General features: G+C 58.6%; 16 protein-coding genes, 1 pseudogene and 1 riboswitch. Of the genes and pseudogenes, 6 read left to right on the top strand and 11 right to left on the bottom strand.

Annotated features, from left to right (window positions below; genetic code table 11):
- Positions 1–25: 25 nt before the first annotated feature.
- Positions 26–216: pseudogene (locus FNY10_RS23390) on the top strand (serine hydrolase); the annotation flags it as partial.
- A 19-nt stretch (positions 217–235) separates the two neighbouring features.
- On the opposite strand, the gene gorA reads toward FNY10_RS23390, so the two are convergent.
- Both gorA and FNY10_RS23380 read right to left on the bottom strand, forming a co-directional pair.
- Complete coding sequence (gorA, locus tag FNY10_RS23385; protein ID WP_141963150.1) at positions 236–1,588, bottom strand: glutathione-disulfide reductase; 1,353 nt, start codon at positions 1,586–1,588, stop codon at positions 236–238.
- A 97-nt stretch (positions 1,589–1,685) separates the two neighbouring features.
- The gene (locus FNY10_RS23380; protein WP_100683014.1) at positions 1,686–2,528 is read right to left on the bottom strand and encodes a 23S rRNA (adenine(2030)-N(6))-methyltransferase RlmJ; all 843 of its coding nucleotides are present in this window, start codon (positions 2,526–2,528) and stop codon (positions 1,686–1,688) included.
- 193 nt (positions 2,529–2,721) lie between these two features.
- Between FNY10_RS23380 and FNY10_RS23375 the strand changes: the two genes are divergently transcribed.
- The 3 genes from FNY10_RS23375 (at position 2,722) to rsmJ (ending at position 7,063) form a co-directional block, all read left to right on the top strand.
- A complete protein-coding gene (locus FNY10_RS23375; protein ID WP_160704256.1) occupies positions 2,722–3,993 on the top strand; it encodes an acid phosphatase in 1,272 nt (423 codons plus the stop codon).
- Between the two features lie 258 nt (positions 3,994–4,251).
- On the top strand, positions 4,252–6,294 hold the full coding sequence (gene prlC, locus FNY10_RS23370; RefSeq protein WP_160704258.1) for an oligopeptidase A: 2,043 nt from the start codon (positions 4,252–4,254) through the stop codon (positions 6,292–6,294).
- A 7-nt stretch (positions 6,295–6,301) separates the two neighbouring features.
- Positions 6,302–7,063 (top strand): 16S rRNA (guanine(1516)-N(2))-methyltransferase RsmJ, encoded by a 762-nt coding sequence (gene rsmJ / locus FNY10_RS23365; RefSeq protein ID WP_141963156.1) that lies wholly within the window; start codon positions 6,302–6,304, stop codon positions 7,061–7,063.
- Positions 7,064–7,122: 59 nt separating this feature from the next.
- Here the strand turns inward: rsmJ and uspA are convergent, their stop codons facing one another.
- Positions 7,123–7,560, bottom strand: coding sequence for a universal stress protein UspA (uspA, locus tag FNY10_RS23360; protein ID WP_141963158.1), 438 nt, complete (start codon positions 7,558–7,560; stop codon positions 7,123–7,125).
- A 377-nt stretch (positions 7,561–7,937) separates the two neighbouring features.
- Here uspA and uspB point away from each other — a divergent pair, with 377 nt between their 5' ends.
- On the top strand, positions 7,938–8,273 hold the full coding sequence (gene uspB, locus FNY10_RS23355; protein ID WP_100683018.1) for a universal stress protein UspB: 336 nt from the start codon (positions 7,938–7,940) through the stop codon (positions 8,271–8,273).
- Positions 8,274–8,349: 76 nt separating this feature from the next.
- Here uspB and pitA read toward each other — a convergent pair whose 3' ends face one another.
- A complete protein-coding gene (gene pitA / locus FNY10_RS23350; protein ID WP_131049185.1) occupies positions 8,350–9,849 on the bottom strand; it encodes an inorganic phosphate transporter PitA in 1,500 nt (499 codons plus the stop codon).
- A 230-nt stretch (positions 9,850–10,079) separates the two neighbouring features.
- On the opposite strand from pitA, the gene FNY10_RS23345 reads away from it, so the two are divergent.
- Positions 10,080–11,273: an NAD(P)/FAD-dependent oxidoreductase gene (locus FNY10_RS23345; RefSeq protein ID WP_141963160.1), complete on the top strand. Its 1,194-nt coding sequence runs from the start codon at positions 10,080–10,082 to the stop codon at positions 11,271–11,273.
- A 41-nt stretch (positions 11,274–11,314) separates the two neighbouring features.
- Here the strand turns inward: FNY10_RS23345 and FNY10_RS23340 are convergent, their stop codons facing one another.
- From FNY10_RS23340 to nikA, 7 genes are all read right to left on the bottom strand, one after another.
- Complete coding sequence (locus tag FNY10_RS23340) at positions 11,315–12,331, bottom strand: magnesium transporter (protein WP_160704260.1); 1,017 nt, start codon at positions 12,329–12,331, stop codon at positions 11,315–11,317.
- A 56-nt stretch (positions 12,332–12,387) separates the two neighbouring features.
- A riboswitch (M-box (ykoK) riboswitch) is annotated at positions 12,388–12,571 on the bottom strand.
- Positions 12,572–12,686: 115 nt separating this feature from the next.
- Positions 12,687–13,103, bottom strand: coding sequence for a nickel-responsive transcriptional regulator NikR (gene nikR / locus FNY10_RS23335; RefSeq protein ID WP_131049182.1), 417 nt, complete (start codon positions 13,101–13,103; stop codon positions 12,687–12,689).
- Positions 13,091–13,882, bottom strand: coding sequence for a nickel import ATP-binding protein NikE (nikE, locus tag FNY10_RS23330; RefSeq protein ID WP_160704262.1), 792 nt, complete (start codon positions 13,880–13,882; stop codon positions 13,091–13,093). The genes nikR and nikE overlap by 13 nt, the downstream gene beginning before the upstream one ends.
- Positions 13,879–14,643 (bottom strand): nickel import ATP-binding protein NikD, encoded by a 765-nt coding sequence (nikD, locus tag FNY10_RS23325; protein WP_141963164.1) that lies wholly within the window; start codon positions 14,641–14,643, stop codon positions 13,879–13,881. Before nikD ends, nikE begins: the two co-directional genes overlap by 4 nt.
- Positions 14,643–15,476 carry a nickel ABC transporter permease subunit NikC gene (gene nikC, locus FNY10_RS23320; protein WP_131049179.1) on the bottom strand — a complete coding sequence of 278 codons (834 nt, stop codon included), beginning with the start codon at positions 15,474–15,476 and terminating at the stop codon, positions 14,643–14,645. Before nikC ends, nikD begins: the two co-directional genes overlap by 1 nt.
- Positions 15,473–16,417 (bottom strand): nickel ABC transporter permease subunit NikB, encoded by a 945-nt coding sequence (nikB, locus tag FNY10_RS23315; protein WP_100683026.1) that lies wholly within the window; start codon positions 16,415–16,417, stop codon positions 15,473–15,475. Before nikB ends, nikC begins: the two co-directional genes overlap by 4 nt.
- Positions 16,417–17,985, bottom strand: a complete 1,569-nt coding sequence (gene nikA / locus FNY10_RS23310; RefSeq protein WP_160704264.1) for a nickel ABC transporter substrate-binding protein — start codon at positions 17,983–17,985, stop codon at positions 16,417–16,419. Before nikA ends, nikB begins: the two co-directional genes overlap by 1 nt.
- Positions 17,986–18,011: the final 26 nt, after the last annotated feature.

The following is an 18,011-nucleotide window of genomic DNA, read 5'->3' as shown; positions in this document are numbered from 1 at the left end:
CAAAAACCGCTATCCCATCACGGCGGATACGCTCGGCGGGCAAAAAATCACTACCAGGTGGGCTATATCGGTTTTGATAAGGCGAATCAGAATGCGGTGGTGGTACTGCAAAACAGCTTTAACTGGAGTAACTACATCGGGCACGCGATTTTGCAACACCAGGGCGCGAAATCGACCTGGACGGCAGGCGATGAGCGCATAAAAAAAGCCCCGTGAGAACACGGGGCCGAAGAGATTAACGCATGGTCACGAACTCTTCCGCGGCGGTCGGGTGAATCGCCACGGTATTGTCGAAGTCCTTCTTGGTCGCGCCCATTTTCAGCGCTACCGCAAAGCCCTGCAACATTTCATCCATGCCGAAGCCGATGCCGTGAATACCGACAATTTTTTCTTCAGGACCGACGCATACCAGCTTCATGCGGCACGGCTGGCGGTGCGAGGTGACGGCGGTATACATCGCGGTAAAGGCCGATTTATACACCTTCACGGCGTCATCGCCATACTGCTCGCGCGCCTGCGGCTCGGTTAAACCAACGGTGCCGATCGGCGGATGGCTGAAGACCACGGTCGGGATATTACTGTAATCCAGATGCTCTTGCGGCTTGTTGTTGAACAGGCGTTCGGACAACCGGCGACCCGCGGCTACCGCCACCGGCGTCAGCTCCACCGCCCCGGTGTTATCGCCCACGGCGTAGATCCCTGGTACGTTGGTGTTCTGAAATTTATCCACCACGATATAGCCTTTGTCGTTGGTTTTTACGCCAGCGGCTGCGAGGTTGAAATTATCGGTCTCCGGCTCACGACCAATGGCCCAGATCAGGCAATCCACGGTCTGACTCCGGCCATCTTCCAGCTGTAGCGTCAGGCTGCCGTCCGCGTTTTTCACCACCGCCTGCGGGATGGCGTGCGTGTGCAGCTGCGGCCCCTCGGTGTTCATCACTTCCACCAGGGTATCGACGATCAGCGGATCGAAGCTGCGCAGCGGCGCATGTTTACGCACGAACAGGTGCGTTTCGGCGCCGAGGCCGTTAATCACGCCCGCCAGCTCAACGGCAATATAGCCCGCGCCCACCACGGCGACGCGCTTCGGCAGAGCCGGTAGCTCAAAGAAGCCGTTGGAGTCGATGCCGTACTCAGCACCCGGAACAGACGGATGGCTCGGGCGGCCGCCGGTGGCGATCAGAATATGATCGGCGGTGATCGTTTCGCCATTCACTTCCACGGTGTTGGCATCCACAAAACGGGCGAAGCCTTTGATGACATCCACCTTGTTTTTGCCTAATACGTTGTCGTAGGAGGTGTGGATCCGGTCGATATATGCGCTGCGGCTGGCCACCAGTTTGTCCCAGTCGAAGTGGTTAATGGTGGTATCGAAACCGTAGTCCGGGCCATACAGATGGATAGCTTCGCGGATTTGCGCCGCATGCCACATGATTTTCTTCGGCACGCAGCCGACGTTGACGCAGGTGCCGCCGAGATCTTTAGCTTCAATCAGCGCGCACTTCTGGCCATACATTGCCGCACGGTTGATGGAGGCGATGCCGCCGCTGCCGCCGCCGATAGCGATGTAATCATAATGTTTGCTCATAGCCTGTATCCTTAGAAGACCTATCCTGGTAGGCCCTTAATCGTTAAATGACCGCGATTGTAGCGCGAGGCGTAAAAGGTTCCACCGATGGCTGTGATTACTCCGGTACGATCCAGCCGACGGTGGCGTGTCCGATGCCGGTCGGCGAAAGCTTCTTATGCAGCCACGGCAGAACGTTGTTCATCTGCTGTTCCAGCTTCCACGGCGGGTTAATGACGATCATCCCGGAAGCGGTCATGCCGCGCTGGTCGCTGTCCGGACGCACGGCAAGTTCAATCTGCATGATTTTGCGAATGCCGGTCGCTTCCAGATCTTTGATCATGCGCTTAATCTGCGCGCGCAGTACCACCGGATACCACAGCGCGTAGGTGCCGGTGGCAAAGCGTTTGTAGCCTTCGTGGATACCGGTCACGACCGCCTGGTAGTCGCTTTTAATCTCGTACGGCGGATCGATAAGAATCAGGCCGCGACGGGACACCGGCGGCAGCTTAGCCTTCAGCTGCTGATAACCATCGGACTTTTCCACGCGCGCGCGCGCGTCTTTCTGGAATTCTGAGCGCAGCAGCGGGAAATCGCTCGGGTGCAGCTCGGTCAGCTGCAGGCTGTCCTGCTCGCGCAGCAGCTGGCGGGCGATCAGCGGAGAGCCCGGGTAGTATCGCAACTGGCCGCTACGGTTGAAATGCTGGATGACGGAAATGTAGGCTGCCATCTCGGCCGGCAGGTCGTCCTGCTGCCAGATACGGGAAATGCCTTCCAGGTATTCACCCGTACGCTCGGCGTGCTCGCCGCTCAGCTGATAGCGGCCCGCGCCGGCGTGAGTGTCCAGATAGAGAAACGGTTTTTCTTTCTCTTTCAGCGATTCAATGATTAGACTCTGAACGGTGTGTTTAAGGACGTCGGCGTGGTTGCCTGCGTGAAAGCTGTGGCGATAACTGAGCATGGATGCAGAGATTCCGGGAATTAAACAAGATGACCGATAGTTTACCGCAGATCCGTGCAGATTACCGCTGTAGCGCCGAGCTGTTTCAATGAGGTCAAAAGCGTTGCAAAACATGACCGTGTCATAAAAACGTCAAATATCAGCGCTAGCGTCGCGTGAAGACAAGGTAATTGTTTGAATAAAAGGAAAAATAATGAAACTGCAAATCACACTCCTGACCTCGGCGTTAATTCTGGCGCTGCCGACTCTGGCGAAAGAGGTTCCGCTGAATCAGGCGGCGGCGATCGCGGCCAGCGTGACGCCCGCGGCGGCCAGCCCGGCGTTTGACGGTCTCGAAGGTCAGGCGCTGGCGCAGCTGCGCGCTGCGCTGAAGGGCGATGCCGCCACGCTCACCCGCGGTCAGCTCGCCCATGCGAAACAGAGCAAAACCCAGGCGGATAAGGCCTGGCTGAAGGCCAGCGGCTATGACTTCCAGGAGAAAGCGAATCAGCAGGCGGGCATCGCGCTGCTTGGCGCCTTCAGCAAGCTCCCGGATTCGGTGGTGAAGGATAACCTGGCGACGGTGACCGCGATTAACCGCGATGCGACGCAGGCTACCCGCCATCAGGCGCTGGCGGATGCGGAGGGGATTAGCTATCTCTATTTCCTCAGCGATGCGCTGGGCCCGCGGCTCGGCAAAGCGTTCCTCACGGCCTACGACAAAGGTGAGTTGGGGAAAGCCGCGGCGCTGATTAAGGCCAGTGAAGTCAGCACCGGGGCGGCGAAAAAGCATTTTAACAACCCGCGTCCGTTTCTGATTCAGGGCAATACCATTCATCTGGTGCCGGACGATGTGGTTATCAAGGACAACCAGCCTTACACCGCCGACGGCGGTTCCTTCCCCAGCGGACACACCAACACCGGCTACACCGATGCGCTGCTGATGGCGGAAATGATCCCGGAACGCTTTGATGCGCTAGTCACCCGCGGCGCGCGCTACGGCTATTCCCGCATCGTGCTTGGCGTTCACTACCCGCTGGATGTCATGGGATCACGGATGGTGGCGCAGCGCAACGTCGCGCATTACCTCAACGACGCGAAGTACCGTGCGCTGTTTAATGAGGCGCGCGATCAGCTGCGCGCCGCGCTGGAAAAAGAGTGCGGTACCTCGCTGGCGGAATGCGCGAAGCCGGCCGGAAAAGACGACCCGTATCGCGATCCGGCGATGCGCGATTTCTACCGTTTCACGATGACCTATGACCTGCCGCAGCAGAAGGGCGAGAAGCAGAGCCTGAAAGTGCCGGAAGGGGCGGAAGTCCTGCTGGAAACCGCGCTGCCTCATCTGTCCGCCGCCCAGCGCCGGGCGCTGCTGGTGAAAACCGCGCTGCCGGCAGGCTATCCGCTGTCGGGCGAGACCGCCGACCAGCAGTTCTGGCAGCGTGTGAATCTGTCTGCGGCCTGGCAGATGGCGCAGAAAACGCGCTAATGGCACCCGTCGCGTAAATCCTTCGCGTTGCAGGAAGGCGTCGCCATCGCCCCTGCAATGCGTCATATGCGGCGTCGCCCCTGCCTGCGGGGCGCCTGGCGTCTCCTTCGGCCGATGCCCGGCAAATGCTTATTGCAGCAATACCCGGCACCTGGCACGGTGTGACATTGAAATTCCCGTTACGATCCCCCATTCTAGATCTCATGCTAAAGCGCCAGACCGCGCGCTTCATTCACCCTTTTCAACAGGACTGCGCATATGACCAATCCATTATTGACGCCTTTTTCATTGCCGCCTTTTTCTGCGATCAAGCCGGAACACGTCGTCCCTGCGGTGACCAAAGCGCTGGACGACTGCCGGGCGGCGGTAGAAAGCGTGGTGGCGCAAGGCGCGCCGTACAGCTGGGAAACGCTCTGCCAGCCGCTGGCTGAAGTGGATGATGTGCTGGGACGTATCTTCTCGCCGGTCAGCCATCTGAACTCGGTCAAGAACAGCCCCCAGCTGCGTGAAGCCTACGAGCAAACCCTGCCGCTGCTGTCGGAATACAGCACCTGGGTCGGTCAACATGAAGGGTTGTATCAGGCGTATCGCGATCTGCGCGACGGCGACCATTACGCCACGCTAAACACCGCGCAGAAAAAAGCGGTGGATAACGCGCTGCGCGATTTTGAGCTGTCGGGGATTGGCCTGGCGAAAGAGCAGCAGAAACGCTACGGCGAAATCGCCGCGCGCCTGTCTGAGCTTGGCAACCAGTACAGCAACAACGTGCTCGACGCCACCATGGGCTGGAGCAAGCTGGTGACCGACGTCGCTGAGCTGTCCGGGATGCCGGAAAGCGCGCTGGCGGCAGCCGAGGCTCAGGCCCAGGCGAAAGAACAGGAAGGCTATCTACTGACGCTGGATATTCCGAGCTATCTGCCGGTGATGACCTACTGCGACAACCAGGCGCTGCGTGAAGAGCTGTATCGCGCTTACTCCACCCGCGCGTCAGACCAGGGGCCGAATGCCGGCAAATGGGATAACAGCCCGGTGATGGCGGAAATTCTCGCGCTGCGCCACGAACTGGCCCAGCTGCTGGGCTTTGACAGCTATGCCTCCAAATCGCTGTCGACCAAAATGGCGGAAAACCCGCAGCAGGTGCTCGACTTCCTGACCGACCTGGCGAAACGCGCTCGTCCGCAGGGGGAGAAAGAGCTGGCTCAGCTGCGCGCCTTTGCGCAGGCGGAGTTTGGCGTCGACGAACTCCAGCCGTGGGATATCGCTTACTACAGTGAAAAACAGAAGCAGCATCTCTACAGCATCAGCGATGAGCAGCTACGCCCTTATTTCCCGGAAAATAAAGCGGTTAACGGCCTGTTTGAAGTGGTGAAACGTATTTACGGGATTACCGCGAAAGAGCGCACCGATGTGGATGTCTGGCACCCGGAAGTGCGTTTCTTCGAGCTGTATGATGAGCACAACGAACTGCGCGGCAGCTTCTATCTCGATCTGTATGCGCGCGAGCACAAACGCGGCGGGGCGTGGATGGACGACTGCGTCGGGCAGATGCGTAAACTCGACGGTTCACTGCAAAAGCCGGTCGCCTACCTGACCTGCAACTTTAACCGCCCGGTGAACGGCAAACCCGCGCTGTTCACCCACGATGAAGTGATCACCCTGTTCCACGAATTTGGTCACGGTCTGCACCATATGCTGACCCGTATCGATACCGCCGGCGTCTCCGGCATCAGCGGGGTACCGTGGGATGCGGTCGAGCTGCCGAGCCAGTTTATGGAAAACTGGTGCTGGGAGCCGGAAGCGCTGGCGTTTATCTCCGGTCACTATGAAACCGGCGAACCGCTGCCGCAGGCGCTGCTGGAAAAAATGCTGGCGGCGAAAAACTATCAGGCCGCGCTGTTCATTCTGCGTCAGCTGGAGTTCGGCCTGTTCGACTTCCGCCTGCACGCGGAGTACCAGCCGGAGCAAGGGGCGAAAATCCTCGAAACGCTGGCGGAAATCAAAAAGCAGGTCGCCGTGGTGCCGGGTCCGTCCTGGGGCCGCTTCCCGCATGCCTTCAGCCATATTTTTGCCGGGGGCTATGCGGCAGGTTACTACAGCTATCTGTGGGCCGATGTCCTGGCGGCGGACGCCTTCTCGCGCTTTGAAGAGGAGGGGATTTTCAACCGTGAAACCGGCCAGTCGTTCCTCGATAACATCCTGAGCCGCGGCGGTTCCGAAGAGCCAATGGTACTGTTTAAACGCTTCCGCGGTCGCGAGCCGCAGCTGGATGCGATGCTGGAGCATTACGGTATTAAGGGTTAAGTCCGCTGTGAAGATCTGCTTAATTGATGAAACGGGCGCCGGAGACGGCGCCTTATCTGTTCTTGCCGCTCGCTGGGGCCTGATGCAGGACGATGACAATCCGCTGGCGCTGGTCATGACCTGCGAGCATCTCGAGCTGCGTAAACGCGACGAGCCAAAACTTGGCGGCATCTTCGTCGATTTCGTCGGCGGGGCGATGGCCCACCGGCGTAAATTTGGCGGCGGTCGCGGCGAGGCGGTGGCGAAAGCGGTGGGCGTCAAAGGCGACTACCTGCCGGATGTGGTGGATGCGACGGCGGGACTGGGGCGCGATGCCTTCGTGCTGGCCTCGGTGGGCTGCCGCGTACGGATGCTGGAACGTCATCCGGTCGTGGCGGCCCTGCTTGATGACGGGCTGGCTCGCGGCTACGCCGACCCGGAAATCGGCCCGTGGCTGCGCGAGCGTTTGCAGCTGATCCATGCCTCCAGCCTGACGGCGCTGACCGACATTACGCCGCGCCCGCAGGTGGTCTATCTTGATCCGATGTTCCCGCATAAGCAGAAAAGTGCGCTGGTGAAAAAAGAGATGCGCGTGTTTCAGTCGCTGGTCGGGCCGGATCTGGATGCCGACGGCCTGCTGGAGCCAGCGCGTCAGCTGGCGACCAAACGGGTGGTGGTGAAACGTCCGGACTATGCGCCGCCGCTGGCGGATGTCGATACGCCGAACGCGGTGGTCACCAAAGGCCACCGTTTCGATATTTACGCCGGGACGCCCGAGTCGCGTTGGTGAAAAATAACAACGCCCGCAAAGGCGGGCGTTGGCATTCTGCTGGTTAACCGCGCGAACGGTTATTCGTCTTCTTCATCGCGCAGCGGCACAATCAGCATATCGACGTGAACGGTATTGATGAGCTGACGCGCGGAAGACATCAGCTTGCTCCAGAAATCCTGATGGTGACCGCAAACCACCAGATCCATATCGTATTTTTTAATCGCATCAACCAGTACCTGGCCGAGATCGCCGCTGCCGCTCAGGGTTTCGGTAATCGGATAGCCCGCGTTGGTGGACAGTTCGCTCAGGGCGTAGTGCGTCTCTTCGGAAATGCGTTTCTGCATGTCGCCCAGGTTGACATCGATCAGACCGGTGTACAGGTCGGAGTAATTAACATCCACGTGAATCAGAGAGACTTTGGCATTATAAGGACGCGCCATAGAAACGGCTTTCTCTACCAGAACTTTGCTTTCCGGGGAGAGGTCTACTGCGATAAGAATATGTTTGTAAGCCATAGTGTTACTCCTTCCATAAGTTGTCGATGACCATTGGACCAGACAGCGGGTGCTGCCGCTTCGCCCGCGTCCTGCGTGCTAATCCGCGGGGGTACAGTCCTTTAAGGACTTAATTGTAGAAGATATTTCTACCTTATAGCGCCCCTCATGCTCCGTCAATGCACCTGATTCACCAAAAGTTAAACAAATATATTCATCTTACGCATTGATAACGATTAACCTTGTGGTAAAAAAATTGACTGATCTCCTACACTATTTAATGAGCCGATCGGATAAATAAACGTGATCGGAATCGCACTCTCGTATTGTGTTGGGTTGGGTATTGGGAAGCGCTAGCTCCGGAGATGTCTCCGAGGGCGGGTCGCCGGGGAGGACGTATGATCAGCACTATTGCGCTGTTTTGGGCCCTGTGTATCGTTTGTGTGGTGAATATGGCACGTTACTTCTCTTCATTGCGTGCATTATTGGTTGTGCTACGTGGTTGCGATCCCTTGCTTTATCAATATGTTGATGGCGGAGGCTTTTTTACTTCGCATGGGCAGCCGGGCAAACAGGTGCGCCTGGTCTGGTACATCTACGCCCAACGTTATCGCGATCATCACGATGATGAATTTATTCGTCGCTGCGAGCGGGTTCGGCGGCTGTTTATCCTGACCAGCGCCCTGTGCGGCCTGGTGGTGGTGAGTCTGATCGCGTTACTGATTTGGCACTAGCCGGATGACAGGTAAAAAAAACGGGCCAGTTTCCTGACCCGTTTAGGGTTGCTCGCTCAGCGGTAATGACCTGAACTTAGATAATCTTGAGGGCTAGCCAGTACAGCCCGCCTGACAACAGGATTGCTGCCGGCAAGGTCAGCACCCACGCCATCAGAATACTGGTGACGGTCTTTTTCTGCAGGCCGCCGCCATCGACGAGCATCGTCCCCGCCACGGAGGAGGAGAGCACGTGGGTGGTCGATACCGGCATACCGGTGTAACTCGCCAGGCCAATCGAAATCGCCGCGGTCATCTGGGCGGACATACCTTGCGCGTAGGTCATGCCTTTCTTACCGATCTTCTCGCCGATAGTGGTCGCCACGCGACGCCAGCCGATCATGGTGCCGATACCCAGCGCCAGCGCCACGGCCATAATGATCCAGATTGGCGCGTACTCGATGGTGCTCAGCATATCGATTTTCAGTTTCTTCAGCAGGCGCTGATCGTCAGCATTCACTTCCGGTAGCTTCGCGACTTTGTCGGTGGTGTCGGAAATGCACAGCATGATGCGACGCAGTTGACTCCGCTGATCCACGGAGAGCGAGTCATAGCTTTCAATACCGGTCAGCGCCGTTTTCACGTGACTCAGCGCGTTGATGGTATTCGCCGGATGGCAATGGAACTCACCGCCGCTGGCGGCCGTTCCGGCCTCCGGAGAAGGAATCAGTTGCTCAACGCCGGTGACCTTTTTCAGCAGCTCAGGGCGCTGCTCGAAGAAGGTTTCCACGTTGTTCACCGCATCGCGGGTCCGGGTAATCTCATAGCCGGAGGCATTCATGTTCACGACGAAACCTGCCGGCGCCACGCCGATAAGTACCAGCATGACCAGGCCAATGCCTTTCTGGCCGTCGTTAGCGCCGTGGGAGAACGATACGCCAATGGCGGACAGAATCAGGGCAATACGGGTCCAGAATGGCGGTTTTTTCTTACCGTCTTTCTTCTCGCGTTCTGCGGGCGTCATGTGAATACGGGCGCGTTTTACGGTACCGCTCCAGTAACGACGCAAAATGAAAATCAGGCCGCCAGCGATCACCAGACCGACAATAGGTGAAACGATCAGTGAGGCGAAAATACCGATGACTTTCGGGATATTCAGCGCGTCAACCACGGATGTCCCGGTCATCAGCGCATTGGTTAAACCAATCCCGATGATAGCGCCGATCAGCGTGTGCGAACTGGAGGCCGGAAGGCCAAAATACCAGGTACCAAGATTCCAGATAATCGCTGCCAGCAGCATAGAGAACACCATGGCGAGGCCATGTGCGGAACCCATGTTAAGCAGCAGGTCGGTCGGCAGCATATGCACGATGGCATAAGCGACGCTAAGACCCCCCAACAGAACACCGAAGAAGTTGAAGAGGGCCGCCATCGCAACAGCAAGTTGTGACCGCATTGCGCGTGTGTAAATCACAGTAGCAACAGCGTTTGCGGTATCATGAAAACCGTTAATCGCTTCGTAAAACAGCACGAAAGCTAAAGCAAGCAATAGTAATAGCCCGGTATGTAAATCCAGACCGGCAAATAAATGTAGCATAGGACGTTACGCCATTTTGAGGACATGAACGCGGCGCATTATCAGTGACTTTAGCGGCGTGGGCAAAGTGAAATATGGAATTTTTTTGATTTTCTTCCGGTCTGTATTTTACCCACTTAAGAGTAATCCTATATCTTTCAATAAGGTACATGAATACATGGATTTTCGTGCTGGTGCGACCAGCGTGAAAAATTTACAATTCCCGACAATCGGGATATGAGGAAGGTTGTGTGGAAAGGTTTGATGCCATTGTAATCGGCGCCGGGGCGGCGGGAATGTTTTGTGCGGCGCAGGCGGGCCAGGCCGGGCTGCGCGTGCTGTTGCTGGATAATGGCAAAAAGCCGGGCCGTAAAATTCTGATGTCCGGCGGCGGCCGCTGCAACTTTACCAATATGTATATTGAGCCGGCAGCCTATCTCAGCCTGAACCCGCATTTTTGCAAATCTGCGCTGGCGCGCTATACCCAGTGGGATTTTATCGAACTGGTGGGCAAACACGGCATTGCCTGGCATGAGAAGACCCTCGGCCAGCTGTTTTGCGATGATTCCGCGGAGCAGATAGTCAACCTGCTGCTGGCCGAATGCGAGAAAGGCGGCGTGCAAATTCGCCTGCGTAGCGAAATTATCGGCGTAGAACGCGACGATGAAGGCTACAGGTTACAGCTCAACGGCGACGAGGTGGCGGCGAAAAAACTGGTCGTGGCCTCCGGCGGCCTGTCGATGCCGGGCCTTGGTGCGTCGCCGTTTGGCTATAAACTTGCCGGGCAGTTTGGCCTCAAGGTGCTGCCGACCCGTGCCGGGCTGGTGCCTTTTACGCTGCACAAACCGCTGCTTGAGCCGCTACAGGTGCTCTCCGGCGTGTCGGTACCTGCGACCATTACCGCGGAAAACGGCACGCTGTTTCGCGAGAATCTGCTGTTTACCCACCGCGGGCTCTCCGGGCCGGCGGTGCTGCAAATATCCAGCTACTGGCAGCCGGGCGAGTTTGTCACCATCAACCTGCTGCCGGATTGCCATCTTGATGATTTCCTTAACGCGCAGCGTAGCGAACATCCGAATCAAAGCCTGAAAAACACCCTCGCCATGCAGCTGCCGAAGCGGCTGGTGGAGTGCCTGCAGCAGCTGGGACAAATTCCGGACGTCACGCTAAAACAGCTCAACGTGCGCGAGCAGGAAATGCTGGTGGAGACGCTGACCGCCTGGCGCGTGCAGCCCAACGGCACCGAAGGCTACCGTACGGCGGAGGTGACGCTCGGCGGCGTAGATACTCACGAACTGTCGTCGCGGACCATGGAAGCGCGCAAGGTACCGGGGCTCTATTTTATCGGTGAAGTGATGGATGTGACCGGCTGGCTGGGCGGCTATAACTTCCAGTGGGCCTGGTCTTCCGCCTGGGCCTGCGCCCAGGCGCTGGCAGAGGCGTAAAACAGAGGGCAGCCTCCGGTGACGGCAGGCTGCCCTCCGGTTTATCCGTTCAGACCCAGAAAATACTGGGCGATTTTGAAGTAGATAATCAGCCCGGTACCATCAATCAGCGTGGCGATAAACGGCGCGGAGACCACCGCCGGGTCGATACCCACGCGCTTGAGCGTCAGCGGGATCACTGACGAGACCAGCGCGCTCCACAGCGTAATGCAGACCAGCGTCAGGCTGACAATCAGGGTGATCTCCAGGCCGATACCCATCATCCAGGCACGCAGGCAGCCCGCCAGACCGAGAGTGAGGGCAATCAGCAGCGATGTCGTCATCTCTTTACGAATCACCCGCCCCACATCGCGCAGGCGTACTTCGCCGAGCGCCATGGAACGGACCAGCGTGGAGGTGATCTGCGTCCCGCTGTTGCCGCCGGTGCCGATCAGCAACGGAATAAAGAAGGCCAGCGCAATGGCGGATTCCAGCGCCTCTTCAAAATGTTGAATCACGCTGCTGGTGTAGGCTTCCGCCACGAACAGCAGCAGTAGCCATACCGAACGTTTCTTCCACAGCGTCCACGGGCTGATCTCCAGATAGGGCTTCTCCAGCGGGAGCGTGGCGCCCTGGCGATGAATATCTTCGGTGACGTCATCTGCCAGCAGATGGGCAATCTCTTTTTCCATCAGGCAGCCGACCAGTTCACCTTTTTCCACCACCGGCACCAGATCGAGGCCGCGTTCGCTCAGTTCGGCGACCACCTCCTGGCGCTCATCATCGGGCTTCACGCGGAACAGGCAGCTGTCCATTAAATAGCGAATGGATTGCGCCGTATCGCTCTCCTGAAGCAGCTTTTTAATCGATAAACTGCCGCGCAGCTTCTTTCCGGCCACCACAAAGACCTGGCCTGGAATATCATCGCTGGCGAGCTGCGAGACAAAGAGCTCCCGCGCTTCATAGACGCTGAGGTGCTCGGGCAGAGTGATAAAATCGGTACGCATATACTGGGCGATCGCATCGCCATCGAAGGCGGTGGTAGCCAGGTGTGCGGCGCAGTGTTGCATTGAAGACATGGTGTAATTCCCTATAAAAAATCACTCATAGGGGCGAACAAGACAGGATGAGCACAGGCAGATCCCTACGTCCTGGTTTTAGCACTGCACAACGTATCTGTCCGGCATGAACGCCGTCAGAAGTTACCTTGGCAACACCTTGATTCGATGGATGCCTGTATTTCCCTGAGTGGTCTCTCTCGATACCAGCAGGGCGGTAACTTGTATTTGTGCAGGAGCCTCGCCATAACGAGATCGTTAAATGAGCGGCCATTATAGGGAAGCCGGGGGGCGGTGAAAGCGTATCATTTACGTGGTTTATCAACTGTTGATAAACCACGATAAATATCGTGGTTTTTCAGAACGGTATCGCCCTTCAGCGCGGCGTATGCTCGTCTGAAGCCGTTAAGCAGTGCAAATGACCATGACGTACGCCGCGCTGGGCAATTACCGCATCGGCAAAATGCTGCACCTCGCCCATCTCGCCTTTAAGGACGGCAATCTCCAGGCAGTCGTCGTGGCTGATATGCACGTGCAGCGTCGCAACGGACAGGTCATGGTGGTGATGCTGCGTGGCGATAAGCCGGCTTGCCAGCTCGCGCTTTTCATGTTCATAGACATAGGAAAGCACCGCGTAGCCGCGCTGTTCGGGCTGTTGCGCATGCTCATGCATCAACGTATTGCGCAAGATATCGCGCACCGCCTCCGAACGGTTGTGATAGCCGCGCCGGGCGCTCAGCGCGTCCAGGGTGGCCAGAAGATCGTCATCAAGAGTCAGGGTTACGCGCTGCATGGTCGTTTCTCTTTAGCAAGGGTAGGTGGGAAAGCGGGAAGGACCGCACGCTGAAGTGCCCGACCCGCCATTGACTGCAGACGCAGCGGTGTGTTGACCGCGGTGGTTTCAACAATCTGCCCACTCTCCATCACCATCACCCGCTGACAAAAGCGCTCTACCAGCCGCAGGTCGTGCGTGATAAACAGGCAGGCGGTAGAAAACTGTACCTGCAGACGCTTTAGCAACGCAACGATCTCCGCCTGTAAAACGAGGTCAAGATTCGAGACGGCCTCATCGAGGATCAGTAACGGGGGACGCACAACCAGCGCCCGCGCCAGGCAAACGCGCTGTAGCTGCCCGCCGCTAAGCTGGTGCGGACGTGTGTCGAGCAGGAGAGGAGAAAGATCAACCGCCTGCATCATCGCTTCGACCCGCGCCTGGCGCTCATCGCGCGTGAAGCGAAACAGATGGCGCAGCGGTTCGCTGATGATCTCATTCACCGTTTTACGCGGGTTCACGGCGCTTTGAGCATCCTGGAAAACCAGCTGGATATCGCGACGAAACGCGCGCTGCGCGTCGCCTTTTAGCGTCTGAATCGGCGTTCCGCGCCAGGTTATCTCGCCGTTATCCGGTGTCTCAAGGCCGACCAGCATCCTCGCCAGGGTGCTTTTGCCGCAGCCGCTGCGTCCAAGCAGCGCTACCGTTTCACCCGTCTGGATGCTCAGGCTGACGTCGCGCAGCACGCCCGGCTGGTGCGGGTAATCGTGGCTGACGTCGGTCACGTTCAGTAGGCTCATTCTGCACACTCCATTCCGTACAGCGCCAGGTGTGCCGCCAGCAGCCGTTGACTCACCGGATGCCGGGGAGCGCTGAACAGGGTGTTGACGTCGCAATGCTCGACGATGCGCCCGTGGTCCATCACCGCGACTTCGTGCGCCAGTCGCGCCACTACGCCCATGTCGTGAGTGACCAGCAGCAGTCCCTGGCCGCGGCTGGAGACAATCTCTTCCAGCAGATCCAGAATGCGCCCCTGCGCCACGGTATCGAGGTCAGTGGTGGGTTCATCGGCGAAGATAAAGGGCGCCTTACTCAGCAGGGCGAGGGCGATCATCATGCGCTGCAACATCCCGCCGCTCATCTCGAAGGGATAGCGTTTCAGGAGCTGAGACGGGTTTTCCAGACCGACGGCGGCCATGGCGGCAATCAGCGCCGCATCATCCGCCGGCTGGCCAGCGGCGCGGCAGGTTTCCCGCGCATGGGTCGCCATCGTGTACAGCGGATTAAAGGCGCTGCGTGGATTTTGCATAATCGTGGCAACGGTGCCGCCGCGCAGCTGCTCGCCGTGCACCGGAATGCCGTCCAGCAGCAGATGCCCGGCGGTTTGCCGGACGCCGGGGGGCAGCACGCCAAGCGCGGCGGCGCAGGTCAGCGATTTCCCGCAACCGCTGCTGCCGAGCAGAGCCAGTACCTGCCCGCGACGTAAGGTTAACGACAGATCCGTGACCAGCGGCTGACCGGCGCACAGCGTCAATTGTTCTAACTGGATCTTTTGCGGCATCAGTGGCTGTGCTCCGCGATCAGATGAGGATCGAGACGATCGCGCAGCGCGTCGCCCACCAGGTTAAAGGCCATCACGCTGATAAACAGCGCCAGACCGGGCCACAGCATCTGTAGCGGCTGGCTCCAGATAAACTGCCGCGCATCGTTGATCATCACCCCCCATTCTGCCGTCGGCGCGCTGACGCCAAGGCCGAGGAACGACATCCCGGCGACGTGCAGCATCATATGACCGATATCGAGGGTGGCGAGAACCAGCAGCGAGGGCACTACCGCGCCGGCCAGGTGATCGAGGAAAAGCCGCCAGCGATTCGCTCCGCTCAGCCGTGCGGCGAGAATAAACTCGCGCTGGCGCAGGGAGACCACCAGGCTGCGAACCATGCGCGCGTACCAGGCCCAGTGAGACAACGCGATGGCGATAATGACGTTGGTCAACCCGGTTCCCAGCACGCCGACCATAAAAAACGACAGAATGGAGGTTGGAAAGGTCATAAACATGTCGGCCACCCGCATGGTGAGCTGATCGACCCGCCCGCCCATGAGTCCGGCACAGCCGCCAACGAGAAGCCCCAGCGCCAGAACCAGCAGTAAACAGGCCATCACCGCTCCCAGCGACACCCGGGTCGCCGCCAGCAGACGGGAGAAAATATCGCGGCCCAGATGGTCGGTCCCCAGCCAGTGCTGGCCGTCCGGCGACAGCAGACGGGAAGGTAAATCAATGGCCTGCGGATCATACGGCAGCCACCACTGGCTGGTGAGCGCCACTAGCGTCAGCAGGACGATGATGACCAGCGCCGCGCGCACCGAACCGCGCGCTGAGAAGAAAAAGCTCATGAGTGCGCTCCTTCATGACGACGAATACGCGGGTCCAGCGCGGCGTTGAGCAGATCGACCGCCAGATTGCACAGGGCGAATACCACCACCATGATAAGCGTAAAGCATTGAATCACTGGATAATCGCGATTAAAGATCGCCGAGACGGCATAGCGGCCGATGCCCGGCCAGGCAAAGATATTTTCGATGATCATCGTCCCGCCGATCAGTTCGCCAATGTGCATGCCCACAGCGGTAATCATCGGTAGCGAGGCGTTGCGCAGAATGTGGCGACGTTCGATTTGCCTGGCATTCAGGCCGCGCAGGCGCGCCCAGGTGACATGGCGCTGTCCGGCCACGTCCAGCATGCTGGCGCGCAGGAGACGGGCGTTAATCGCCAGCGACATAAACGCAATCGACACCGCCGGCAGGACGATATGCTGCCAGCCGCCGTAGCCGAGAGCGGGCAGCCACTGTAAATAGACCGAGAAGAACAGCACCAGTAAAAAGGCGAGCCAGAAGTTTGGCATCGACACGCCAAGAAAGGCGATGAGCCGCACGATGAAATCCGGCAAATGCTCGCGGTGACGCGCGGCCCAGATGCCCAGCGGTACGGAGGTCAGCAGGATCAGCACCAGCGCCGCGCCCGCCAGCTGCAGCGTTGCAGGCAGGAAGCGCAGCACATCGTCAAGCACCGGACGCTGGGTGGCAAATGATACGCCAAAATCGAGATGTAGCGCGCGCCATAGCCAGTGGCCATACTGGACGACGAGCGGCTGATCCAGCCCGAGCATCGTTCGCGTAGAGGCCACCATCTCCGGCGTCGGCGGCAGGTTTGACAGCCGCAGGTAGTCGAGCGCCGGGTCGCCGGTGCCGAGGCGAAGCATCAGGAAGATAATCACCGAGGCGGCAAAAATCATCGGAATCAGCAGCAGAATGCGCCGCAGCAGATAGCGTTGCATCAGGGATTCACCGGCTGGATCTGTTCGAACGGAATTTCAGCGGTAACCGGCGCGTAAGGAATCGGCCCCAGTTCGGGTTTCGCCACCACCATCATCGAGATATAGCTGACGGGCAGATAGACCGCGTCGTTGTGCAGACGGGTCAGAATATCGCGATACAGCGCCTGACGTTGCGTTGCGTCGCTGGTGGTCAGCACCTGGCCAATCTCTTTATCGATCAGCGGCTTGTCTGCTAACCCTTGCTGGGCCTGATAATCGGCGTGCGAGGGGACGCGCATTGAGCTCATAAACGCGTGCGGGTCATATGGCGCCCCCCAGGTACGGTTAAAAATCATGCCAAAGCGGCCGTCGCGCTGGCGGGCGTAAATGCTGCTCTCCTCTTCACCGACCAGCGCCACGTCCACCCCGACCTGGCGCATATCCGCCTGGATTATCTCCGCCATCGACTTACTCAGGGCATCGGTGCCGATAAACGACAGTTCGATGTGCAGCGGTTGGCTGTTTTTCTCGCGAATCGCTTTGCCGGCAGGGCGGATCCAACCGGCGTTCTCCAACAGGGCGTTAGCCTGCTGCGGGTCGTAGTGGCGTGGTTTGAGGCCAATATCGGCGTACGGCACGGAGGGGGCAAACAGCGTGTCGGCCACCTGTTGCGTACCGTACAGCGCATTGTCGATCAGCGATTTTTTATTCACCGCGTAATTCAGTGCTTCACGCACCGCCAGTTCGTTCGTGGGGGCTCTGGCGGAGTTCAGGGCCAGCATCACCGTTTCGACAGGCTGAGAGAGCTGGGTACGCCAGGCCGGGTTATGGCTGAAACGGGCAAAGGTATCCAGCGGCAGCAGGCCCTCGTTACCGTAAAGCAGATCGATCTCGCCGGTTTCAAAGGCGACGGCGCGGGTCATCGGGTCCGGGATCACTTTCACGGTCACCTGGCGGATTGCCGGTTTGTCGCCCCAGTAGCGGTCGTTGCGTACCAGCACATCATACTGGTTAAGTTTCGAGGTTTTCAGCATCCAGGGGCCGGTGCCGACCGGCGCTTTGATGCCGTGCTGCGTTCCCCCTTCAACAAACTGCGAAGGGGCGATAAAACGGAACGGGCGCGGCAGCGCCAGCTCCTGCAAGAAAGGGGAGTAGGCGCTTTTGAGCGTAATCTGCAGCTGCGTATCGCTGAGCGCCCGCACGTCGGTAATCTGATTGGTCAGCTCCAGCCAGGCATGGCGCTGTCGGTTAGCCAGTACCGCCTGGAAGTTGGCGACCGCGGCCTGCGCATTGAACGGCTCGCCGTTAGAAAACTGCACGTCGTTACGCAGAGTAAAGCGCCACACTTTCCCGTCCGCAGAGTGGCTCCAGTGGGTGGCCAGCCACGGTTTTACCGAGCCATCCGCCTGATACTTTACCAGCGGCTCATACACCATGCTTTGGGCAAACATCTGGTTGGGGGTATACAGGTGCGGGTTCAGCGGACCCACGTTCACCGGCCAGGCGGTAGTGATATCGTATGAGGCGGCGGCGGTCAGCAGAGGTGCGCAGGCGAGAAGCGCCAGCAGCGCGGTGCGGAAAATAGACAAGGTCTTTATCTCAACTGGACGGAAAG

Origin of the sequence: Klebsiella sp. Lac1 (assembly GCF_009825425.1) — a bacterium.
GTDB lineage: Bacteria > Pseudomonadota > Gammaproteobacteria > Enterobacterales > Enterobacteriaceae > Klebsiella > Klebsiella electrica.
The sequence above is the reverse complement of the archived record's forward strand: the minus strand, read 5'-3'. Positions and strand labels throughout refer to the sequence as shown.